The organism is Rhodanobacter thiooxydans (genome assembly GCF_030291135.1).
Taxonomy (GTDB): Bacteria; Pseudomonadota; Gammaproteobacteria; order Xanthomonadales; family Rhodanobacteraceae; genus Rhodanobacter; species Rhodanobacter thiooxydans_A.
On sequence record NZ_CP127409.1, the window covers coordinates 2,834,906 to 2,855,177 of the forward strand.

General features: G+C 66.8%; 13 protein-coding genes. 8 read left to right on the forward strand and 5 right to left on the reverse strand.

Annotated elements, in window-relative coordinates:
* Nucleotides 1–4 precede the first annotated feature (4 nt).
* On the forward strand, nucleotides 5–2,134 hold the full coding sequence (fusA, locus tag QQA13_RS13110; RefSeq protein ID WP_108470477.1) for an elongation factor G: 2,130 nt from the start codon (nucleotides 5–7) through the stop codon (nucleotides 2,132–2,134).
* Between the two features lie 217 nt (nucleotides 2,135–2,351).
* The gene (locus QQA13_RS13115; RefSeq protein WP_108470476.1) at nucleotides 2,352–5,276 is read left to right on the forward strand and encodes a TonB-dependent receptor; all 2,925 of its coding nucleotides are present in this window, start codon (nucleotides 2,352–2,354) and stop codon (nucleotides 5,274–5,276) included.
* Between the two features lie 67 nt (nucleotides 5,277–5,343).
* Here QQA13_RS13115 and QQA13_RS13120 read toward each other — a convergent pair whose 3' ends face one another.
* A complete protein-coding gene (locus tag QQA13_RS13120) occupies nucleotides 5,344–5,910 on the reverse strand; it encodes a manganese efflux pump MntP family protein (RefSeq protein ID WP_108470475.1) in 567 nt (188 codons plus the stop codon).
* Between the two features lie 305 nt (nucleotides 5,911–6,215).
* On the opposite strand from QQA13_RS13120, the gene QQA13_RS13125 reads away from it, so the two are divergent.
* Nucleotides 6,216–7,613: a M20/M25/M40 family metallo-hydrolase gene (locus tag QQA13_RS13125; RefSeq protein ID WP_108470474.1), complete on the forward strand. Its 1,398-nt coding sequence runs from the start codon at nucleotides 6,216–6,218 to the stop codon at nucleotides 7,611–7,613.
* A gap of 75 nt (nucleotides 7,614–7,688) precedes the next feature.
* Here the strand turns inward: QQA13_RS13125 and QQA13_RS13130 are convergent, their stop codons facing one another.
* Nucleotides 7,689–7,847 carry a hypothetical protein gene (locus QQA13_RS13130; RefSeq protein ID WP_159082149.1) on the reverse strand — a complete coding sequence of 53 codons (159 nt, stop codon included), beginning with the start codon at nucleotides 7,845–7,847 and terminating at the stop codon, nucleotides 7,689–7,691.
* An 855-nt stretch (nucleotides 7,848–8,702) separates the two neighbouring features.
* Here QQA13_RS13130 and QQA13_RS13135 point away from each other — a divergent pair.
* The 5 genes from QQA13_RS13135 (at nucleotide 8,703) to QQA13_RS13155 (ending at nucleotide 16,227) form a co-directional block, all read left to right on the forward strand.
* The gene (locus tag QQA13_RS13135; RefSeq protein WP_108470473.1) at nucleotides 8,703–10,304 is read left to right on the forward strand and encodes a peptide chain release factor 3; all 1,602 of its coding nucleotides are present in this window, start codon (nucleotides 8,703–8,705) and stop codon (nucleotides 10,302–10,304) included.
* A gap of 51 nt (nucleotides 10,305–10,355) precedes the next feature.
* Complete coding sequence (locus QQA13_RS13140; RefSeq protein ID WP_108470472.1) at nucleotides 10,356–11,252, forward strand: CPBP family intramembrane glutamic endopeptidase; 897 nt, start codon at nucleotides 10,356–10,358, stop codon at nucleotides 11,250–11,252.
* A 114-nt stretch (nucleotides 11,253–11,366) separates the two neighbouring features.
* On the forward strand, nucleotides 11,367–15,005 hold the full coding sequence (locus QQA13_RS13145) for a response regulator (RefSeq protein WP_108470517.1): 3,639 nt from the start codon (nucleotides 11,367–11,369) through the stop codon (nucleotides 15,003–15,005).
* Between the two features lie 5 nt (nucleotides 15,006–15,010).
* On the forward strand, nucleotides 15,011–15,193 hold the full coding sequence (locus QQA13_RS13150) for a hypothetical protein (RefSeq protein ID WP_199909792.1): 183 nt from the start codon (nucleotides 15,011–15,013) through the stop codon (nucleotides 15,191–15,193).
* Between the two features lie 41 nt (nucleotides 15,194–15,234).
* The gene (locus tag QQA13_RS13155) at nucleotides 15,235–16,227 is read left to right on the forward strand and encodes a diguanylate cyclase domain-containing protein (RefSeq protein WP_108470516.1); all 993 of its coding nucleotides are present in this window, start codon (nucleotides 15,235–15,237) and stop codon (nucleotides 16,225–16,227) included.
* A 19-nt stretch (nucleotides 16,228–16,246) separates the two neighbouring features.
* Here QQA13_RS13155 and QQA13_RS13160 read toward each other — a convergent pair whose 3' ends face one another.
* Genes QQA13_RS13160 through QQA13_RS13170 form a run of 3 tightly spaced genes read right to left on the reverse strand, consistent with a single transcriptional unit; the run spans nucleotide 16,247 to nucleotide 20,152 of the window.
* On the reverse strand, nucleotides 16,247–16,720 hold the full coding sequence (locus tag QQA13_RS13160) for a hotdog fold domain-containing protein (protein ID WP_108470471.1): 474 nt from the start codon (nucleotides 16,718–16,720) through the stop codon (nucleotides 16,247–16,249).
* A gap of 51 nt (nucleotides 16,721–16,771) precedes the next feature.
* Entirely contained in the window at nucleotides 16,772–19,222 is a 2,451-nt protein-coding gene (locus tag QQA13_RS13165; protein WP_108470470.1) for an acyl-CoA dehydrogenase, read from the reverse strand.
* Between the two features lie 9 nt (nucleotides 19,223–19,231).
* Complete coding sequence (locus tag QQA13_RS13170) at nucleotides 19,232–20,152, reverse strand: alpha/beta fold hydrolase (protein WP_108470469.1); 921 nt, start codon at nucleotides 20,150–20,152, stop codon at nucleotides 19,232–19,234.
* Between the last annotated feature and the right edge of the window lie 120 nt (nucleotides 20,153–20,272).

The window sequence follows — 20,272 nt, forward strand, 5'->3', positions numbered from 1 at the left end:
GCCCGTGGCCCGCAAGAAACCCCTGACCCTCTACCGCAACATCGGCATCATCGCGCACATCGACGCGGGCAAGACCACGACCACCGAGCGCATCCTCTACTACACCGGGCGCAAGCACCAGATCGTCGACGTGCACGACACCAAGGACGGCAAGGGCTCCACCACCACCGACTACATGGAGCAGGAGCGCAAGCGCGGCATCACCATCCAGTCGGCGGCGGTGACCGCGGAGTGGAAGGGACACCAGATCAACGTGATCGACACGCCAGGACACGTCGACTTCACCATCGAGGTGAACCGCTCGCTGCGCGTGCTCGACGGCGCGGTGGTGGTGTTCGACGGCGTCGCCGGCGTGGAGCCGCAGACCGAGACCAACTGGCGCCTGGCCGACCAGTACAAGGTGCCGCGCCTCTGCTACGTCAACAAGATGGACCGCATCGGCGCGAATTTCGCGCACTGCGTGAAAGGCATCCGCGAGCGCCTCGGCGCCAATGCGCTGCTGTGCCAGGTGCCGCTGGGCAGCAGCGACGAATTCGTCGGCATGGCTGACCTGGTCGCCGGCGTGAGCTACCTGTGGGCCTCCGACGACAAGGACAGCGTGTGGGAAACCGTGCCGCTGGAACAGCTGAAGGATCGCCTGACGTTCGGCGCCAGCGCCGACAGCGCATGGGTCGCCGACCTGCCGAAGCTGCGCCAGGACCTGCTGGAAACCGCGCTGGCGCTGGATGACGACGCCTTCGAGCGCCTGCTGAACACCGGCGAGTTCGACCCGGCGGTGCTCAAGCAGTGCATCCGCAAGGGCACTGTCACCGGCGCACTGGTGCCGGTGCTGTGCGGCTCGTCGTACAAGAACAAGGGCGTGCAGCAGCTGCTGGACGCGGTGGTCGATTATCTTCCCTACCCGGGCGAGAACGGCGGCATCGCGCTGGTCGACGAGGACGGCCACGTCATCGGCGAGCAGGCCGTGACCGACGATGCGCCAGCGCGCGCGCTGGCGTTCAAGGTGATCAACGACCAGTTCGGCACGCTCACCTTCTGCCGCATCTATTCCGGCGTGATCAGGAAGGGCGACACCCTGCTCAACGTCACCCGCGGCAGGAAGGAACGCGTGGGCCGCATCGTCGAGGTGCAGGCCGACGACACCCGGGAAATCGACGAGGTGCGCGCCGGCGACATCTGTGCCTTCGTCTCGATGAAAGACACCGAGACCGGCGATTCGCTGGCCGACCCGGCGCATCCGGCGCTGCTGGAGCGCATGCGCTTCCCCGACCCGGTGATCAGCGTGTCGGTGGAACCGAAGAACCGCAACGACGTCGACAAGCTGTCCAGCGCGCTCTACAAGATGGTCAAGGCCGACCCGTCGCTGAAGCTCGAGGTGGATCAGGAAACCGGCCAGACCGTGCTCAAGGGCATGGGCGAGCTGCACCTGGAGGTGACCATTGACCGCATGCGCACCGAGCTGGGCGTGGAGGCGAACATGGGCAAACCCAAGGTCAGCTTCCGCGAGGCGTTCGGCAAGACCGTCGAGCACACCTACACGCACAAGAAGCAGACCGGCGGCAGCGGCCAGTTCGCCGAGGTGACGATGATCTTCGAGCCGGGCGAAGCGGGCTCGGGTGTGGTGTTCTCCGACGAGGTGGTTGGCGGCCGCGTGCCGCGCGAGTACATCCCGGCAGTCGAGCACTCGATCAAGGCCGAAGCGCAGGAAGGCCAGGTCGCCGGCTACGAGGTGGTCGACTTCACCGCGCGCCTGATCGACGGCAAGTACCACGACGTCGACTCCTCCGCGCTGGCGTTCGAGATCGCCGCCCGGCAGTGTTTCCGCGAGGCGCAGAAGCTCAGCAAGCCCAAGCTGCTGGAACCGATCATGCGGCTCGAAGTGGTGATGGAAGCGGACTACCTCGGCGACGTCATCGGCGACATCAACCGCCGCCGCGGCAACGTCAGCGACCAGGGCCAGAAAGGCAGTTCGGCCTTCGTGCAGGGCTTCGTGCCGCTGGCCGAGATGTTCGGTTACATCAACTTCCTGCGCTCGGCCACCCGCGGCCGCGGCACCTTCAGCATGGAGTTCGACCACTACCAGGAGGTGCCGGCCGGCATGGTGGACAAGCTGATGGAGAAGGAAGCGAAGTAGGCTTCCCGCCCGCCCGGTGCGCATGCCGCGCAGCGGACGCGGCGCGCTGCGATGCTGCATTGCAGCGCCAGCGACATACGCCTCCGTACATGTACGGAGGAAAAACGGGGGCGGGCGCGCCGACCCCGACGCGCAGTAGCATAAGCCGGCCTGCGGAGCTGGCTCTGCCGGCACCCGAGTGCCGGGTGGGGCACTCACATCTCAATCGAGGGATTCCATGAATTCTTGCCGCATGCCGCAGGCGCGCTTCGCGCGGCCTGTCCATTTCCTTCAGCGACCGCTGGCCATCGCCTGCGCCGCTGCCCTGTTTGGCCTGGTGCTGGCCGGCACGGCCTCGGCCCAGGATGCGCAACAGGCGCCTCCGTCGACCGACCAGCAGACCGCACCGGCCAACCCGAACGCGAAGCCCGCCAAGAAGACCAGCAAGAAGTCCGAGGACAGGGTCAGCACCCTGGACGCGATCGTCGTCACCGGCATCCGCGGCAGCATCGAGAACTCGCTGAGGGCCAAGCAGAACTCCGACAACATCATCGAGGCGATCTCGGCCGAGGACATCGGCAAGCTGCCCGACGCGAGCATCGCCGAAAGCCTGTCGCGCGTGCCGGGCCTGGCCACCCAGCGCCTGAACGGCCGCGCCAACGTGATCTCGATCCGCGGCCTGGACCCCGGTTTCGCCGGCACTACGCTGAACGGGCGCGAGCAGGCCACGATCGGCGAGAACCGCGGCGTCGAATACGACCAGTACCCGTCCGAGCTGATCAGCGGCGTGGCGATCTACAAGACGCCCGACGCCAGCCTGATCGGCCAGGGCCTGTCCGGCACCGTCGACCTGCACACCATCAAGCCGCTGGACCTGCCCGGCCCTGCCTTCGCGGTCAATGTGCGCGGCGAGCACACCACCAACGGCAAGCTCAACCCGGGCAGCGGCGTGGGCGACATGGGCCACCGCGCCAGCATCTCCTACATCAACCAGTTCTTCGACCACACCCTGGGCCTGGCCGTGGGCTTCGCCCACCTCGACTCGCCGATCCAGGAAAAGCAGTACCAGGCCTGGTGGTGGAGCATGAACAACGGCCCGGGCAGCGCCGAGGACAACTGGGGCGCACCGCACACGCCCGGCATGCCCGACGGCGTGATCTCACAGGAAGGCATGCAACTGCGTGCGCAATCGCTGCGCCAGAAACGCAGCGGCCTGATGGCCGTGCTGGAGTGGGCGCCGGGCGACCACTACCACTCCACCCTGGACGTGTACCACTCCATCTTCGGCGAGAAGAAGTTCACCAACGGCGCGCAGTGGTCGAGCAACCCGTGGGACAACGTCAGCTACTCCAACGTCGGCGTCACCCCGGCGCAGCCCTACCCGATCGTCACTTCCGGCACCATCAGCGGCATCGCGCCGATCCTGCAGAACCAGTACACCAAGGAACACGACAAGCTGTTCTCCGCCGGCTGGAACAACCAGTACGACTTCGACAACGGCTGGACGGCGACCGCGGACCTGTCGTACTCCAGCGCGAAGAAGAAGCTGCACGACGCCTACCTGTTCACCGGCCTGGCCGGCGGCGCCTTCACCAGCGTCGACTTCCGCACCCCGGCCGGCAACGGCTATCCGTACTTCTCGCCGGCGGTGAACCTGGCCGACCCGTCGCTGGTGGTGTTCACCGACCCGGACGGCTACGGCTACAACGGCCGCCAGGAGTTCGACACCCAGAAGGACACCATCAAGGCCGTGCGGCTGGAGGTAAGCCACCCGCTGGGCTGGATCTTCAGCAGCATGAACCTGGGCGTGAACTACTCCGACCGCACCAAGACCAAGCAGGCCGACGTGCAGTTCGCCTGGTTGAACGGCAACGGCTCCACCCGGGACACCTACGACAACCACTTCAGCGCGCCGGTGAACCCGGGCTTCCTGTGGGCGCCAACCTCGCTCGGCTACGGCGGCATCCCGGGCATACTCAGCTACGACGTGCTGGGCGCGCTGGCGAACCAGTTTTACTTGACCGAGCGCAACGGCCAGGGTGACTGGAGCCGCAACTACACGGTGGAAGAAAAAGTCCCGGTGGCCTACGCCAAGTTCAACATCGAGACCACGCTGGGCAACGTACCGCTGACCGGCAACGTGGGCGTGCAGTTCGTGCGCACCGACCAGTCTTCCACCGCGCTGCAGACCAACGGCGACACCCTGGTCGGCAGCATCAACGACGGCGCCAAGTACAACAACGTGCTGCCCAGCCTGAACCTGGTGGCGCATCTCACCGACCGCCAGTACCTGCGCTTCGGCTTCGCCAAGACCATGGCGCGCGGGCGCATCGACGACGAGAAGGTCGCCACCTCGGCCGGCTTGTCGAAGGTGCAGGACGGCCCCGCCGCCGGCCAGGTGCTGTGGTCCGGCAGCGGCGGCAACCCGAAGCTGAAGCCGTACGTGGCGGTGGGCACCGACCTGTCGTACGAGTTCTATTTCGGCAAGTCCAGCTACTTCGCCGCGGCGGTGTTCAACAAGAACCTGCTGAACTACATCTACAACCAGACCACGCTGGACTACGACTTCTCGCACTACACCAACAACGATCCCACGCTCACCCCGACCAGCAACATCGGCTCGTTCACCCGGCCCGCGAACGGCACCGGCGGCAAGATGCAGGGCCTGGAGCTGTCCGGTGCGCTGGAAGGCGGGCTGCTGGCGCAGGCGCTGGACGGCTTCGGCGTGCAGGCCAACTTCTCGCTGACCAACAGCAACATCCCGAAGAACTCGATCTCGTCGATCCCCGGCGGCCCGGCGACCCTGCCCGGGCTGTCGCGCAAGGTCGCCAACCTGGCGCTGTACTACGAGAAGTACGGCTGGTCGGTGCGCGTGGCCGAACGCTACCGCTCGTCCTTCACCGGCGAGGCGGTGGCGCTGTTCGACCAGCTCGGCTACACCAAGATCCTGGCCAACCGGCAGACCGACTTCCAGCTCGGCTACGCGTTCTCCGAGGGCAGCCTGAACGGCTTGTCGCTGCTGCTGCAGGTCAGCAACCTCAGCAACACGGCGGACAAGAGCGTGCAGATCTCCGGCCTGCCCAACAACGTGCAGGTGACGCGCCCGCTGGAGTACGACACCTGGGGCCGCACGGTGATGTTCGGGGTGAACTACAAGCTGTAGGCGACCCGGCAAGCGCGGGAAACCATGGAACCCGGGGAGCGATCCCCGGGTTTTTCATGGGTGCCCGTCAGGCGGAAAGATGCTCGTACAGGATCACCGCGCCCACCCCGATCAGGATGACGCCGCCGATGATCTCCGCGCGCCGGCCGACCATCGCGCTCAGCACATGGCCGAGCATGATGCCCAGCGTGACCATGCTGAACGTGCACAGGCCGATCACCAGCGCCACCACCGCGATCGGCGTATCGACGAAGGCCAGCCCCACGCCCACCGCCAGCGCGTCGATGCTGGTGGACAGACCGGTGATGGCGAGGCCGACGATGCCGTGCTTCTTCGCCTCGTCGACCGGCTCGCCCGAGTCTGGCTGCACGCCAGCCCAGATCATGTGCAGGCCCAGCACCAGCAGCAGGCCGAAGGCGATCCAGTGGTCCCAGGCCTCGATGTAGCGCGAAGCGCCCTTGCCCAGCAGCCAGCCGAGCACCGGCGTGATCGCCTCGATCACGCCGAAGATCAGGCCGGCGCGCATGGCCTGGGACAGCCGTGGACGCGTCATGGCCGCGCCCTTGCCGATCGCCGCGGCGAACGCGTCGGTGGACATGGCGAAACCGAGCAGCAGGATGGAAACGGGATTCATGGGTTGCCATTAGGTCGGGCCAGGCGCAACGGCACGACGGCGCGCCCGACCGTCGTGGCGCCATCAGCCGTTGGTCTCGCCAACCAGGATCGGTGTCTTCGCCACGGCAGATTCAAGCCGAGCATGTTGACGAAGACGCCTCGTCGGGACGAGGCAGGCTACTCCCCAAGGGGTGTCGCGCTGGCGGCAGCACCGCCAGCGCGGCGGCAAGGTTAGCACGACCACGCGGCCAATCCGCCATGTGCAGGCAGCGGGGCCGCCGCGCATACTCGGACTTCGTCCAGGACAGACACAGGGAACCTCGCATGAGAGCACCACGAGCACTCGGATCCGCCGCCGCGACCACACTGGCCTTCTGCGCCGGCATCGGCATGGTCCACGCCGGCACCACCGCCGAGGCGCTGCCCGAAACCATGGCCATGCTGAGGCACGCCATCAGCATCCCCACCGTCGAGGGACAGCACCAGGTGCCGGTGCTGGCCACCTATCTGGCCGACAAGCTCAAGGCCGCCGGCATCCCCGCCGGCGACATCGAGATCATCCCGGTGGGCGAAACCGCCGCGCTGGTGGCGCGCTACCGCGGCACCGGCGAAGGCAAGCCGATCCTGCTGTCCGGGCACATGGACGTGGTGGCGGCCAAGCGCCAGGACTGGAGCCGCGACCCGTTCACCCTGATCGAGGAGAACGGCTACCTCTACGGCCGCGGCACCGCCGACATGAAAACCGCGGTGGTGGTGCTGGTCGAGACGCTGATCCGGCTCAAGCGCGAAGGCTTCAAGCCGCGCCACGACCTGATCCTGCTGCTGTCTGGCGACGAGGAGACCGCGATGGCCTCGACCCGCGAACTGGCCAGGCGCTACCACGATGCCGAATTCCTGCTCAACGCCGACGCCGGCGGCGGCACCCTGAATCCCGATACCGGCAAGCCCGCGCTGTACCAGATCCAGGCCGCCGAGAAGACCTATGCGGACTTCCGGATCGCCCTCACCTCGCCCGGCGGGCACTCCAGCGAACCCACCGCGGACAACGCGATCTACCGGCTGGCGCGCATCATCGACCGCGTCGCCGGCTACCAGTTTCCGCCGCAGAGCAACGAGATCACGCGCGCCTCGCTGCGCGCGCTCGGCGCCCACACGCCCGGCCCGCTGGGCGCGGCGATGACGCAGTTCGCCGCCCACCCCGACGATGCCGCCGCCGCGGCCACCCTCTCCACCAACCCCGCCTACGTCGGCCAGATCCGCACCACCTGCGTGGCGACCATGCTCAACGGCGGCCATGCGCTCAACGCGCTGCCGCAAAGCGCCAGCGTCAACATCAACTGCCGCATCTTCCCCGGCACGCCGGTCGACAGCGTGCGCGACACGCTGGTCAAGGTGATCAAGGACAAGTCCGCCAGCGTCACCGTGCTGTCGCCCCCGCCGGTGGAAAGCCCCGCCTCGCCGCTGCGCCAGGACGTGATCGCCGCCGTCACCGACGCCGTGCACCAGCGCTACCCCGGCGTGGAAGTGGTGCCCGGCATGTCCGCCGGCGCCTCCGACAGCATGTACTTCCGCAACGCCGGCGTGCCCAGCTACGGCATCGACGCCTCCTTCACCAAACCCGACGACACCTTCGCCCACGGCCTCAACGAAAAGCTGCCCGCATCGGAAGTCGAGGCGGGGCTGGAGTTCTGGCATCGGGCGCTGGTGCAGTTGGCGAAGTAAAGCGGATAGCGCGGCGGTTTCAAGATCCAAGTCGCACACATGGAGAATGTGCATGCACATATTGCAGAGATTTTGTTATGTGATTTTCGGAACGATCCCCTGGCTATTTGCAGCCTTAGGCAATGGCTTGGCCGTCATCGTCATATTGTCAGGCATGTCAGGCGCCAGCGACGGTACAAACGGGTCGAGTGCATCCATTGGGACCATGGCATTATCGCTATGTTTGTTACTCATGGAGGCTTCAGTCCTCTTGGCGGGAGTTACCTCCTGCTATGTGTCACTTTCGCCGACGATTCGGAAGCGCGAACGTTGGGTGGCGGTGATTTTGTTTGCGGGGGGAGTTGGATACCTTCCGCTAGCCATAACTGCTCTGTGGCCACCTCCTTACCAGATGGATTTGCAGATCTTTACCACCCACCCGCTTCAAGCCCTGTGGAGCCTACGAGAGCAAATCCTGGGGTGGGGCCCACCTTTCGTCGCACTTCATTACTTCCTCCGGAGTAGGTCTGCAGAGGACGAACATGGAGATCCAGCTGATGAAAACGCATGATTCGTCTCTTGATAATTGAACGGCCTGATAAGTCCTGGTGACTGCGCGGAGGAAATCCTCTGGTCAGAGTGCACTTTCGAGTGACCGCCTCTGGCCGAACCGAGGCATTCCCGCATTTAGGAATTCGCATTCAAAGCGGCGGCTCTGGCGATCAGCTCTTCCGCCACCGCGCAGCGGTGGCACACCGAGTGCGGGCCACGATGGCGCGCTGCTCTACCCGGGGCCCCTGTGCGGCGGTGAGACGGGGACGACAGGCCGCGCAGCGGGAGTCGACAGGAGGTCGACTCCTTTTCGCACGGGCAGGAGTCCGTTCAAAAAGCCCGGCCCCCGCTTGGCGCTTGCCGGGCAGGATGCCCGGCAAGCGCCAAGCGGGGTGGCCTTTCTCTTTGGTTACTTTCTCTTTGGCCACACAAAGAGAAAGTAACTCGGGCGCCGAAGGCGCACGAAAGCTCTGGCCCTCGGCCCGACGCCCGCCAACCAGGCCCAAACCCCGATCCACGCTACAATTGCCGGTTCGCGCTCCCGCCGACCCGCACCTCATGCCGACCCACCTGCAAGAAACCCGCCGCCGCCGCACCTTCGCCATCGTCAGCCACCCCGACGCGGGCAAGACCACGCTGACCGAGAAGCTGCTGTTGTTCGGCGGTGCGATCCAGATGGCCGGCTCGGTGAAGAGCCGCAAGACGTCGCGCAGCGCCACCTCGGACTGGATGGCGCTGGAGAAGGAGCGCGGCATCTCGGTGACCTCGTCGGTGATGCAGTTCCCGTACGAGGGCAAGATCGTCAACCTGCTCGACACGCCGGGCCACGCCGACTTCTCCGAGGACACCTACCGCGTGCTGACCGCAGTGGACTCGGCGCTGATGGTGATCGACTGCGCCAAGGGCGTGGAGGAGCGCACGATCAAGCTGATGGAAGTCTGCCGGCTGCGCGACACGCCGATCATGACCTTCATCAACAAGCTCGACCGCGAGGGCCGCTCGCCGATCGAGTTGCTGGACGAGGTGGAGTCGGTGCTGGGCATCGCCTGCGCGCCGCTGACCTGGCCGATCGGCATGGGCAAGCGGCTGAAGGGCGTGTACCACCTGGCGCTGGACGAGGTGCACATCTTCGAGCAGGGCAAGAATTTCACCCGGCAGGATTCAACCATCTTCCAGGGCCTCGACGCGCCCGGCCTGGCCGAGAAGATCGGCGCGGAGGCAATGCGCGAGCTGCGCGAGGAACTGGAGCTGGTGCAGGGCGCCGCGCCCTCGTTCGACCTCGACGAATACCTGGCCGGCCGGCAGACGCCGGTGTTCTTCGGCTCGGCGGTGAACAATTTCGGCGTGCAGCTGCTGCTGGACTTCTTCGTCGAGCACGCGCCCAGCCCGCGCCCGCGCGCGACCACCACGCGCGAGATCCAGCCGGAAGAAGAAAAACTTTCCGGTTTCGTGTTCAAGATCCAGGCCAACATGGACCCGGCGCACCGCGACCGCGTGGCCTTCATGCGCGTGTGTTCGGGCACCTACAACGCCGGCATGAAGATGATCCAGACCCGCACCAACAAGGAGGTGCGCATCGCCAACGCGCTGACCTTCATGGCCAGCGACCGCGAGATCGTCGAGACCGCCTACCCGGGCGACGTGATCGGCCTGCACAACCACGGCACCATCACCATCGGCGACACCTTCACCGAGGGCGAGCTGGTCACGTTCACCGGCATCCCGAACTTCGCACCCGAGCTGTTCCGCCGCGCGCGGCTGCGCGATCCGCTGAAGATGAAGGCGTTGCACAAGGGCCTGGCGCAGCTTTCCGAGGAAGGCGCCACCCAGTTCTTCCGCCCGCTGATGTCGAACGACCTGATCCTGGGCGCGGTCGGCGTGCTGCAGTTCGAGGTGGTCGCCTACCGGCTGAAGGACGAGTACAACGTCGACGCCAGCTTCGAGCCGGTGACGGTGACCACCGCGCGCTGGGTGCACTGCGACGACCCGAAGAAGCTGGAGGAATTCCGCGAGAAGAACGCGATGAACCTGGCGCTGGACGCGGCCGGCGAGCTGGTCTACATCGCGCCCACGCGGGTCAACCTGCAGCTGGCGCAGGAGCGCTGGCCGCAGGTGCGCTTCGCCGCCACGCGCGAGCATGCGGCGGCGGTGGAGCTGTAGCGGCAGCGCGATACCACTGCTAACGTGCGGGTCTTTGCCGGGCGGCCACGCATGCACGACCAGACCATCGCCTTCACCACGCCGCCCGATGCGCCACGCTGGATGCGCTGGATGCTGTTCTCGCCGCTGGCGCGGATCGTGATCTTCGTGCTGCTGTTCATGGCGCTGAGCTTCGCGACCGGAGCGCTGATGCACGCGCTGGGCTGGCTCGGCAAGGGTGCCCCGGCGACCATCCACGGCCTGGCACAGTTCCTGATGCGCGCGCTGCCGGCGCTGTTTGCCTACCTGCTGCTGGTGCGTTTCGTGGAACGCCGCCCGATCAGCGAGCTGGCGCCGAGCCGGCTGCTGCCGGATGGCGCTATCGGAACCGCCGCGGGCCTGCTGCTGTTCAGCGCGGTGGTCGGCGTGCTGTACCTGCTCGGCAGCTACCACGTCACCGGCACCAACCCGAATGCGGACTGGGTACCGGCCCTGCTGATGGTGGGACTGGGCGCCGGCATCGGCGAGGAGATCATCTGCCGCGGCGTGCTGTTCCGCATCGTCGAGGAAGGCATGGGCAGCTGGTGGGCGCTGCTGGTCTCGGCACTGTTCTTCGGCGCCGTGCATATCGGCAATCCCGGCGCCACGCTGTGGAGCTCGGCCGCCATCGCGATCGAGGCCGGCCTGCTGTTCGGCATGGTCTACCAGGTGACCCGTTCGCTGCCGGTCTGCATGGGCCTGCACGCGGCCTGGAACTTCGCCCAGGGCACGATCTACGGCATCCCGGTCTCCGGCACCGCCGCGGACGGCTGGCTGGTGTCCACCCGCAGCGGCCCGGACTGGCTCAGCGGCGGCGTGTTCGGCGCCGAAGCGTCGGTGGTCGCGCTGGGCCTGTGTTCGCTGTGCACGCTGACCTTGCTCGTCGTTGCGCTGCGGCGCGGCTCGATGGTGCCATTCGGCCGACGCTGAACCACGGCGTGCGGGCGGCTATGGTGCGGCGACGGCACCGGCTACCCTGTTGATGGCGCGGTCGCCGATCCGGCGCCCGCAGGACAGACCACCTACCGAGCCGTGGTGACCCGCATGCAGCAACCTGTGCGCCTGAAAAAGAACTCCTGGCTGGCCGATCAGCCGATACAGCGCAAGATGATGCTGGCGATCGGCCTGCTGCTGGGCCTGCTCCTGCTCACCAGCCTGGTCACCCTGCACTCGCTGCGCCAGCAGGAAAGCACCCGTAACTGGGCCATGCACACCTATCAGGTGCGGTTCGAACTCGATCATGCACAGCGCGCCCTGCAGACCAGCCAGATCGGTGCACGCGGCTACGTGCTGACGCAACGCGCCGACCAGCGGGCGATGTTCGACAGCGGCATCGACGACCTGCACGAACGCCTCGCCCATCTGCGCCAGATGACGACCGACAACCCGCTGCAACAATCCCGTGTCGATTCGCTGGAAAAAATGGCCACCCAGTGGCAACGCGAGATAACCACCGACGCGATCGATGTGGTCGCCCGGCTGAAGGGCACTGATACGGCACTGGCGGCGCTGGAACTGCAGCATGTCCAGTCGGGTTATCTGGCGAATCGCACGGTTCGCAGCGAGGACCTGCACGCCGCCATCGAGCAGATGGTTGCCGAGGAAAGTCAGCTGCTGGAGGTGCGCAACCGGCAGCTCGACAATGCCCTGGTCACCACCAAGTGGGTCAATATCATCGCGATCCTGCTCGGGGGCCTGCTCGGCATCACCGTGATCCGGCTGACTTCGCAGCTGGTGATCCGACCGCTGCGTCGCCTTACCGGCCTGATGACGCGACTGGCGAATCACGATCACGATTTCGAGATCCGCCGGCTCGACCGCCGCGACGAGGTCGGTGAAATTGCCCGCGCGCTGCAGGTGTTCAAGCAGATGTCGCTGGATACCAACACGCAGACCTGGATCCGGTCCCGCGTGTCGGACATCTCGCATGTGCTGCTGCAGGCCACCACGCACAAGGATTTCGCGCAGTGGCTGGCCAGTGAATTGGTGCCGCTGTGCAAGGCCGGCGTGGGCCTGTTCTATTCCTTCGACGACACGCGCCACCGCCTCGATCTGCTGGGCAGCTACGGCCTGCGCCTGAACAACCGTACGGCGGACCACTACCTGCCCGGCGAGGGACTGGTGGGCCAGTGCGCGATCGAACGCAAGGCCATCGTGCTCGACGAGGTGCCGGAAAACTACCTGCACATCGACTCGGGCAGTGGCGAGGCGCTGCCACGCCACCTCGCGATCCTGCCCGTGCTCTACCGCGACACCCTGATCGGCGTGCTGGAACTGGCCAGCTTCGAGCCGCTCGCCGCACAGCAGAAGCAGTTGCTGGACGAACTGCTGCCGATCGTGGCCTTGACCCTGGAGAACCTCAACCGCGCAATCAGCACGCACGACCTGCTGCTGCAGACACAGGAGCAAGCCGACGACCTGCGCGTGTCCGAGCTGGTGATGCGCCAGCAGAAGGAAGTGCTGCGCGACAGCAACGAGGCACTGCAGGCGAAGACGATCGAGCTGCAGGAACAGTCCGAACGGCTGATCGCCTCCGAGGAAGAACTGCGCACGCAGGCCGAGGAGCTGCAGGCGTCCAACGAGGAGCTGCGCGAAAAGACCGAAAGCCTGAACCGGCAGAAATACGTGCTGGAGGACCTGCAGCAGGAAACCGCCGAGAAAGCCGCCGAGCTGGCGCGGGCCAGCCAGTACAAGTCCGAGTTCCTGGCCAACATGTCGCATGAACTGCGCACGCCGCTGAACAGCCTGCTGATCCTGTCACGCAGCCTGGCCGAGAACGACACCGGCAACCTCGACGAGGAACAGATCGAGTCGGCGCGGATCATCCACGACGCCGGCAACAGCCTGCTGCACCTGATCAACGACATCCTCGACCTGTCCAAGGTTGAGGCCGGCAAGATGGAACTGGTGATCGACAACCTGGCGCTGGCCGAGCTGGGGCAGCGGCTTCGGCGCACGTTTGCGCACGTGGCCGGGGAAAAACGGCTCGGCTTCACCCTGGACATCGACCCCGGCCTGCCCGCGGTCCTGCGCACCGACGGCAGCAAGCTGGAGCAGATCGCCAACAACCTGCTCAGCAACGCGTTCAAGTTCACTGCCGATGGCGCGGTGAGCCTGCGCATCGGCCGCCCCGGCAGCGACGTCGACATACCGGAAACACTCCGCGGCCAATCGCTGATCGCGTTGACGGTAAGCGATACCGGCATCGGCATTCCGCAGGACAAGTTCCAGCGCGTCTTCAACGCATTCGAGCAGGTGGATGCCGGCACCAGCCGCCAGTTCGGCGGCACCGGGCTGGGCCTGGCGATCTCGCGGCGAATGGCGCAACTGCTGGGCGGCGACATCGTGCTGCGCAGCGAGAGCGGCCACGGCAGCCACTTCACCGTGCTGCTGCCGGAGACGCCGCCCGCGGCATCCGGGCCCGCCGAAGAGGTGCCCCGCGCCAGCACGACCAGGCTCAGCCGGACCCTCTCGCCGTATCCGCCGTCGAAGCCGATCGACGACGACCGCGACACGCTGCTGCCGGATCAGACCACGATCCTGGTGATCGAGGACGACCCTGCCTTCGTGCGCATCCTGATCGACATGATCCACCGCAAGGGCTATCGCGCCCTGGCCGCCGGCGATGGCGCAACGGGCCTGCAACTGGCGCGCAAACATCGTCCCACCGGCATCCTGCTGGATGTCTCGCTGCCGGTGATGGACGGCTGGAGCGTGCTCGACCAGCTCAAGGCCGATGACGCCACGCGGGCCATCCCGGTGCACTTCATCTCGGTCGCCGACGAAGGTACGCATGGGCTGGAGCGCGGCGCCGTGGGCTTCCTGACCAAGCCGGTCAGCCGCGAATCGATCGGCCTGGCACTCGAGCGCCTGCTGCATTTCGCCGCCGACCAGCAACGACACCTGCTGATCGTCGACGACGACGCCGACTCACGCACCGCCGTGCGCATCATGCTGCGCGGCGACAGCGTGCAGATCGACGAAGCGGGCTCGGCCGAGGACGCACTGGCGAAGATCGCCCATACGGATTACGACTGCATCGTGCTCGACCTGGGCCTGCCCGGCATGTCCGGGCTTGAACTGCTGACGCAACTGGCACAGACCAGCAAAGGCGTACCGCCGGTGGTGGTGTACTCCGGCCGCGAACTGAGCCGCGAGGAGAGCGCGAAACTGCACCAGTACACCGAGGCCATCGTGGTCAAGGGCGCGCGCTCCACCGAGCGACTGCTCGACGAGGTCAGCCTGTTCCTGCACAGCGTCCAGCATGCGCCACCCCGCAGCGCCGCCGAACCGGTGGCGGGCAGCGAGCTGGCGGGCCGTCGCGTGCTGCTGGTGGACGACGACATGCGCAACCTGTTTGCGCTGTCCAAGGTGCTGCGCGACTGGGGGCTGCAGGTGAGCATGGCGCAGGACGGGCCCAAGGCACTGAAGATGCTGGCCGACGACGAAGCACCGGAACTGGTGCTGATGGACATCATGATGCCGGGCATGGACGGCTACGAAACCATCCGGACGATCCGCGCGCAGCCGCATTTCGCGACCCTGCCGATCATCGCGCTGACCGCCAAGGCGATGCGTGGCGATCGCGAGAAGTGCCTGGAGATGGGCGCCAGCGATTACCTGTCCAAACCGATCGACACCGACAAGCTGGCCGCGCTGATGCGCGTGTGGCTGCAGCGCTGAGCAGCATGCCGGCATCGATCACCGCCAGCGAAATCGAACTATTCGTGCAGGCGTTGCAGCACCGCCACGGTCGCGACTTCAGCCAGTACGCACCGGCCTCGCTGCTCCGGCGCGGCCGCTGGCCCGCCCCGCCCGGACCTCCCGGAATGATGCCGCCGTTCACGCCGGCCATGGCCGCCAACGGTTAAGGTTGGTCGAGGAGAACCGCTCCGCCACCGACATGAATGCGATGCCACCGAAAATCCTGGTCGTCGACGATACCGCCGCCAACCTGGTCGCCATGCGGCGGCTGCTCGCCAACAGCGGCGCGCAGCTGTTCGAGGCGCGCAGCGGCAACGAAGCGCTGGCGCTGTGCCTGGACCACGAGTTCGCGCTGATCCTGCTCGACGTCAACATGCCCGACATGGACGGTTTCGAGGTGGCCGCCCTGCTGGGCGAGGCCAAGCACCTGCACGACACGCCGATCATCTTCGTCACTGCCGCCTACGCCGATGACATGAACCGGCTCAAGGGCTACCGCTCCGGCGCGGTGGATTACATCGCCAAGCCGATCAACGACGTGATCCTGCAGTCGAAGGTGCGCGTGTTCCTGGAGCTGTACGCGGCGCGCGCCAAGCTGCAAAACGCGCTGGACCAGCTGGCGGAGCGCAACCAGCAGCTGACCCAGGAGATCGCCGAGCGCGAGCTGATGGAGGCGATGGTTCGCCACCAGGCCCACCATGACGCCCTGACCGGCCTGCCGAACCGCATCCTGTTCCACGACCGCCTGTATGGCGCGATCCAGCGCGCCAACCGCCACCACAGCCGCTTCGCGCTGGCCTGCATCGACATCGACGGATTCAAGGGCGTCAACGACAGCCATGGCCACGCCGCTGGCGACGCCTTGCTGCAGGAAATTGCCGCGCGGCTGTCGGCCCACCTGCGCAGCAACGACACGGTGGCCCGGCTCGGCGGCGACGAGTTCGCGCTGGTGCTGGAGGACATCGAGGAGCCACAACTGGCACTGCAGCTGTGCGGAAAGTTGTGCGCGGCGCTGGGTGAGCCCTATGCGCTGAGCGTCAGCGGCCAGCCGATCGAGGTGCGCGTGGGCGCCAGCATCGGCATCGCACCCTACCGCCCGAACGGGCAGCCCGACGCCGACGAGCAGCTGATGCAGGCGGCCGACCACGCCATGTACGCGGCCAAGCGCAGTGGCAAGAACCGCTGCGTGCTGGCGGACTGACCGGGCGCACGCGACGCGTTCAGGCGCGCTTGCGCGGCGATACCCACATCAGCACGCGCGCCCGGAACACCACCTCGCCCGCATCGTCCATCACCTCCACCTTCATCGGCCACTCGTGGCCGTCGCCGGACACCGGCGCGGCCAGCTCCGGCGTGGCGACGCCGTGCATCGTGCCGACGGCTTTTCTCAGGTAGTCGACCGACATGCCCTTGGGAATCCAGCGCAGGTCAGCCGGGATGGTCGCATCGGTCATTACCCCGGCGGCCAGCTCGGCCAGGTTGCACAGCGCGATCGCATGCACGGTGCCGATGTGGTTGTGCACGCGACGCCGGTCGCGGATGCGTACTTCGCAGCGACCCGGCTCCAGCACCACGAAGCGCGGCGCGATGGTGGCGAAATACGGTGCCTTCAGGCAAACAAGTCGCGAGAAGATCCAGTGGCCTGCCGGCCAGCGCGTGATGCGGCGGTACAGCGACAACACCGAAGCACTCATCGATGACCCCCGGGAAAAGAACCGGCCCGCAAGGCGGGCCGGTCGGTCGATTTACGCGGCATCCGCCCGCGTCTTGAACGCGCGCAGCTCGTCGGTATCGAAGTCGTCCACCGAGATGAACTCGAACACGCCCTCGCGCACGCGCTTGAGCAGGTCCGCCTCGGCTTCGGAAATCACCCCGGCCTGCTGCGCCTCGGCGAGCTGGCCCAGGTAGTCGTGCGAGGCGAACTGGCCGGCCTTCAGCGCCTTGCCGAACTTGCGGTCGACCGGCTCGGCGGCGATCACGTCGGGCAGCAGCGCCTTCATGCGGCCGATCGTGTTGTTCGCCGTGGGCGTGGTGTAGACCCAGTCGGTGAGGCGGTCGAGCGCTTCGTTCGGCGCGGTGAGCAGCGCGGCCACGCGGCGGCCCAGGCGGTCGGACGGCGGCACCTCGCGCCGGCCCAGCGGGAACACCAGCGCGCGCAGCAGCCACGCCACCGGACGCACCGGGAAGTTGCGGATCGCGCCATCCAGCGCGTTCTGGATCAGCCACATGCACTCATGGAAACCCCAGGCCAGGAACGGGCGATCCGCCTCCGGCCGGCCGTTGTCCTCGTACTGCTTGAGCATGCTGCCGGCGATGTACAGGTAGCTCAGCACGTCGCCCAGGCGTGCGGAAAGTTTTTCCTTGAACTTCAGCTTGCCGCCGAGCACACCCATGAACACGTCGGCGCACAACGCCAGCGCCGCGGAGTAGCGGTTCAACTTGCGGTAGTAACGACGCGTATAGGCATCGCCGGCAGTCTCGCCAATGCGCGACCCGGCCAGTCCCATCGCGAAGCTGCGCACCGCGTTGGAGATGCCGAAGCCGATGTGGCCGAACAGCAGCCGGTCGAACGTCTTCAGCTGCTCGCCGCGGTCGGCGATCGACAACGCCTGCATTTCCTTCAGCACGTAGGGATGGCAGCGGATCGCGCCCTGGCCGAAGATCATCAGGCTGCGCGTCATGATGTTGGCGCCCTCCACCGTGATCGCGATCGGCACCGCCGACCAGCCACGCCCGGCGTAGTTCTTCGGACCCAGCTGCACCGCCTTGCCGCCGTGTACGTCCATGGTGTCGCTGGCGATCTGCCGCGCCCACTCGGTGGCGTGGTACTTGGCGATCGCCGACGGCACCGCCGGCTTCTCGCCGCGATCGACCGCCGCCGCCGTGGCGCGCGACAGCGCGGCGGTGGCGTAGGTGAGGCCGCCGATGCGCGCCAGTGCTTCCTCGACGCCCTCGAAGCGGGCCACCGCCAGGCCAAACTGCTTGCGCATGCGCGCGTACGCGCCGGTGGCCAGCGCCGAGGCGCGCATGCCACCGGTGGCGTTGGACGGCAGCGAGATCGCGCGGCCCACCGACAGGCATTCGACCAGCATGCGCCAACCGTGGCCGGCCATGTGCGGCCCGCCGATCAGCACCGACAGCGGCGCGAACACGTCCTTGCCGCGCACCGGCCCGTTCTGGAACGGGATGTTCAGCGGGAAGTGGCGGCGGCCGATCTCCAGCCCCGGCGTCGAGCGCGGCAGTAGCGCCAGCGTGATGCCGAGGTCTTCCTTGTCGCCTAGCAGGTGCTCCGGGTCGAACATGCGGAAGGCCAGGCCGACCACGGTGGCGACCGGCGCCAGCGTGATATAGCGCTTGTCGAAGCTGAGCCTGATACCGAGCGTCTCGACACCGTCGACGATCTGCTTGCAAACGATGCCGACGTCGGGGATCGAGGTGGCGTCGGAACCGGCGTATGGGCCGGTCAGCGCGAAACAGGGAATCTCCTCGCCCACCGCCAGGCGCGGCAGGTAGTGGTTCTTCTGTTCTTCCGAGCCGTAGTGCAAGAGCAGTTCGGCTGGACCCAGCGAGTTTGGCACGGCCACGGTGGAGGACACCGTCGCCGACATGGTGGACAGTTTCTGCAGCACCGCCGAATGCGCCAGCGCGGAGAACTGCAGGCCGCCGTACTGCTTCGGGATGATCATGCCGAAGAAGCGGTTCTTCTTGATGAACGCCCACACGTTCGGCGGCAGGTCAGCCAGCTCGTGGGTGATCTGCCAGTCGTCGATCATCGCGCACAGCTGTTCCACCGGGCCGTCCATGAAGGCCTGCTCCTCCACCGAAAGTTCGGGCTTGGGCTGCTTCAGCAGCTCGTGCCAGTCCGGCTTGCCGGAGAACAGCTCGCCCTCGAAACCGACGGTGCCGGCCTCCAGCGCGGTCTGCTCGGTCTCGGACAGCTTCGGCGTGACCTTGGCGAACAGCTTCAACAGCGGCAGGCTGATCTGCTTGCGGCGGAAGTCCACCAGCAGCAGCGGCAGCGCGATTACCAGTTCGACGATCAGCAAAATCACCATTGTCCACGGCGCGTGCACGATCAGGCCGACCACCAGTGTGGCGACGATGGTGACGATCGCCCAGGTGCGCAGGCTGCTGCGGTGGTAGGCGCAGGCACCGGAGGCAATCAGCGCCGCCAGCAGGGTCAGTATCACGGACATCTCAACACCTCATGGCGATGGAGCGGCGCCGGCGACGCGCCGGCTGGCGGGTAATGGAGCAAGACTCTGCACGAAGCGCACGACTTCGCGCGTGAAGGCATCATTCGCATCGCCCGCCACCATGTGCGTGGCGTGCGGCAACTCGACATGCTGCGCGTGCGGCACCAGCTGCAGGAATTCGTCGACGGTGGAGCGCGACACCACGTCGCTGCGCGCGCCCGAGAGCAACAGCACGGGCACGTCGATCTTCGTCGCGGCCGCCTGCAGGCGCGGCTGGTAGCGCTCGCTTTCCTGCACCAGGTCGCCCGCCAGCAGGGCCGGGTCCCAGTGCCAGCGCAAGCGACCGTCGGCACCTTCGCGCAACAGCGGACGCAGCTGCTGCTCGCTCTTGCGTTCGCGCCGCTGCGGCAGGTAGGCGGCGATCTGCTCGGCCGCGTCGGCGTAGTTCGCGAAGCCGTCCGGGTGCGCCTGCATGAAGGCGAGGATGCGTTCCACCCCGGCGGTTTCCCAGCGCGGCGTGATGTCGACCAGCACCAGCGCGCGGAACGGTGCCGGCCGCGTTTCACCGGCCAGCACGATGCCGAGCAGGCCACCCATCGAGGCGCCGACCAGGATCGGCGGCTGCGGCTGTGCCGCGGCCAGGCGCAGCAGGTCGTCGGCAAACTGGTCCATGTGGTAACCGCTTGCGGAATCCGCGCCAGCCGCCATCCAGTCGCTCTCGCCGTGGCCACGCGCGTCGAAGGTGACGCAGCGGCAACCTGCCTGCGCCAGCGCCGCAGCTGCACCGCCCCAAGCGCCGCGGGTCTGGCCGAAACCATGCGCGAACAGCAGCGCCGGGCTGCCGCCGGGGCAACGCGTCTGCACCGCCAGACTCAGGTCGGCGACGGGGAAGCGACTGCTCGAAGATGAAGCATGGGAATCACTTACCATACGGATGAGTATGGATTGCTCCATGGAGCGTCGTCAACCGTCCCGCCCCCGATCGCTGCCGAATCCGGAAATACGCCGCTGTTTCAAGCAGATCGGGCGCACCACATTACAAATGCACGG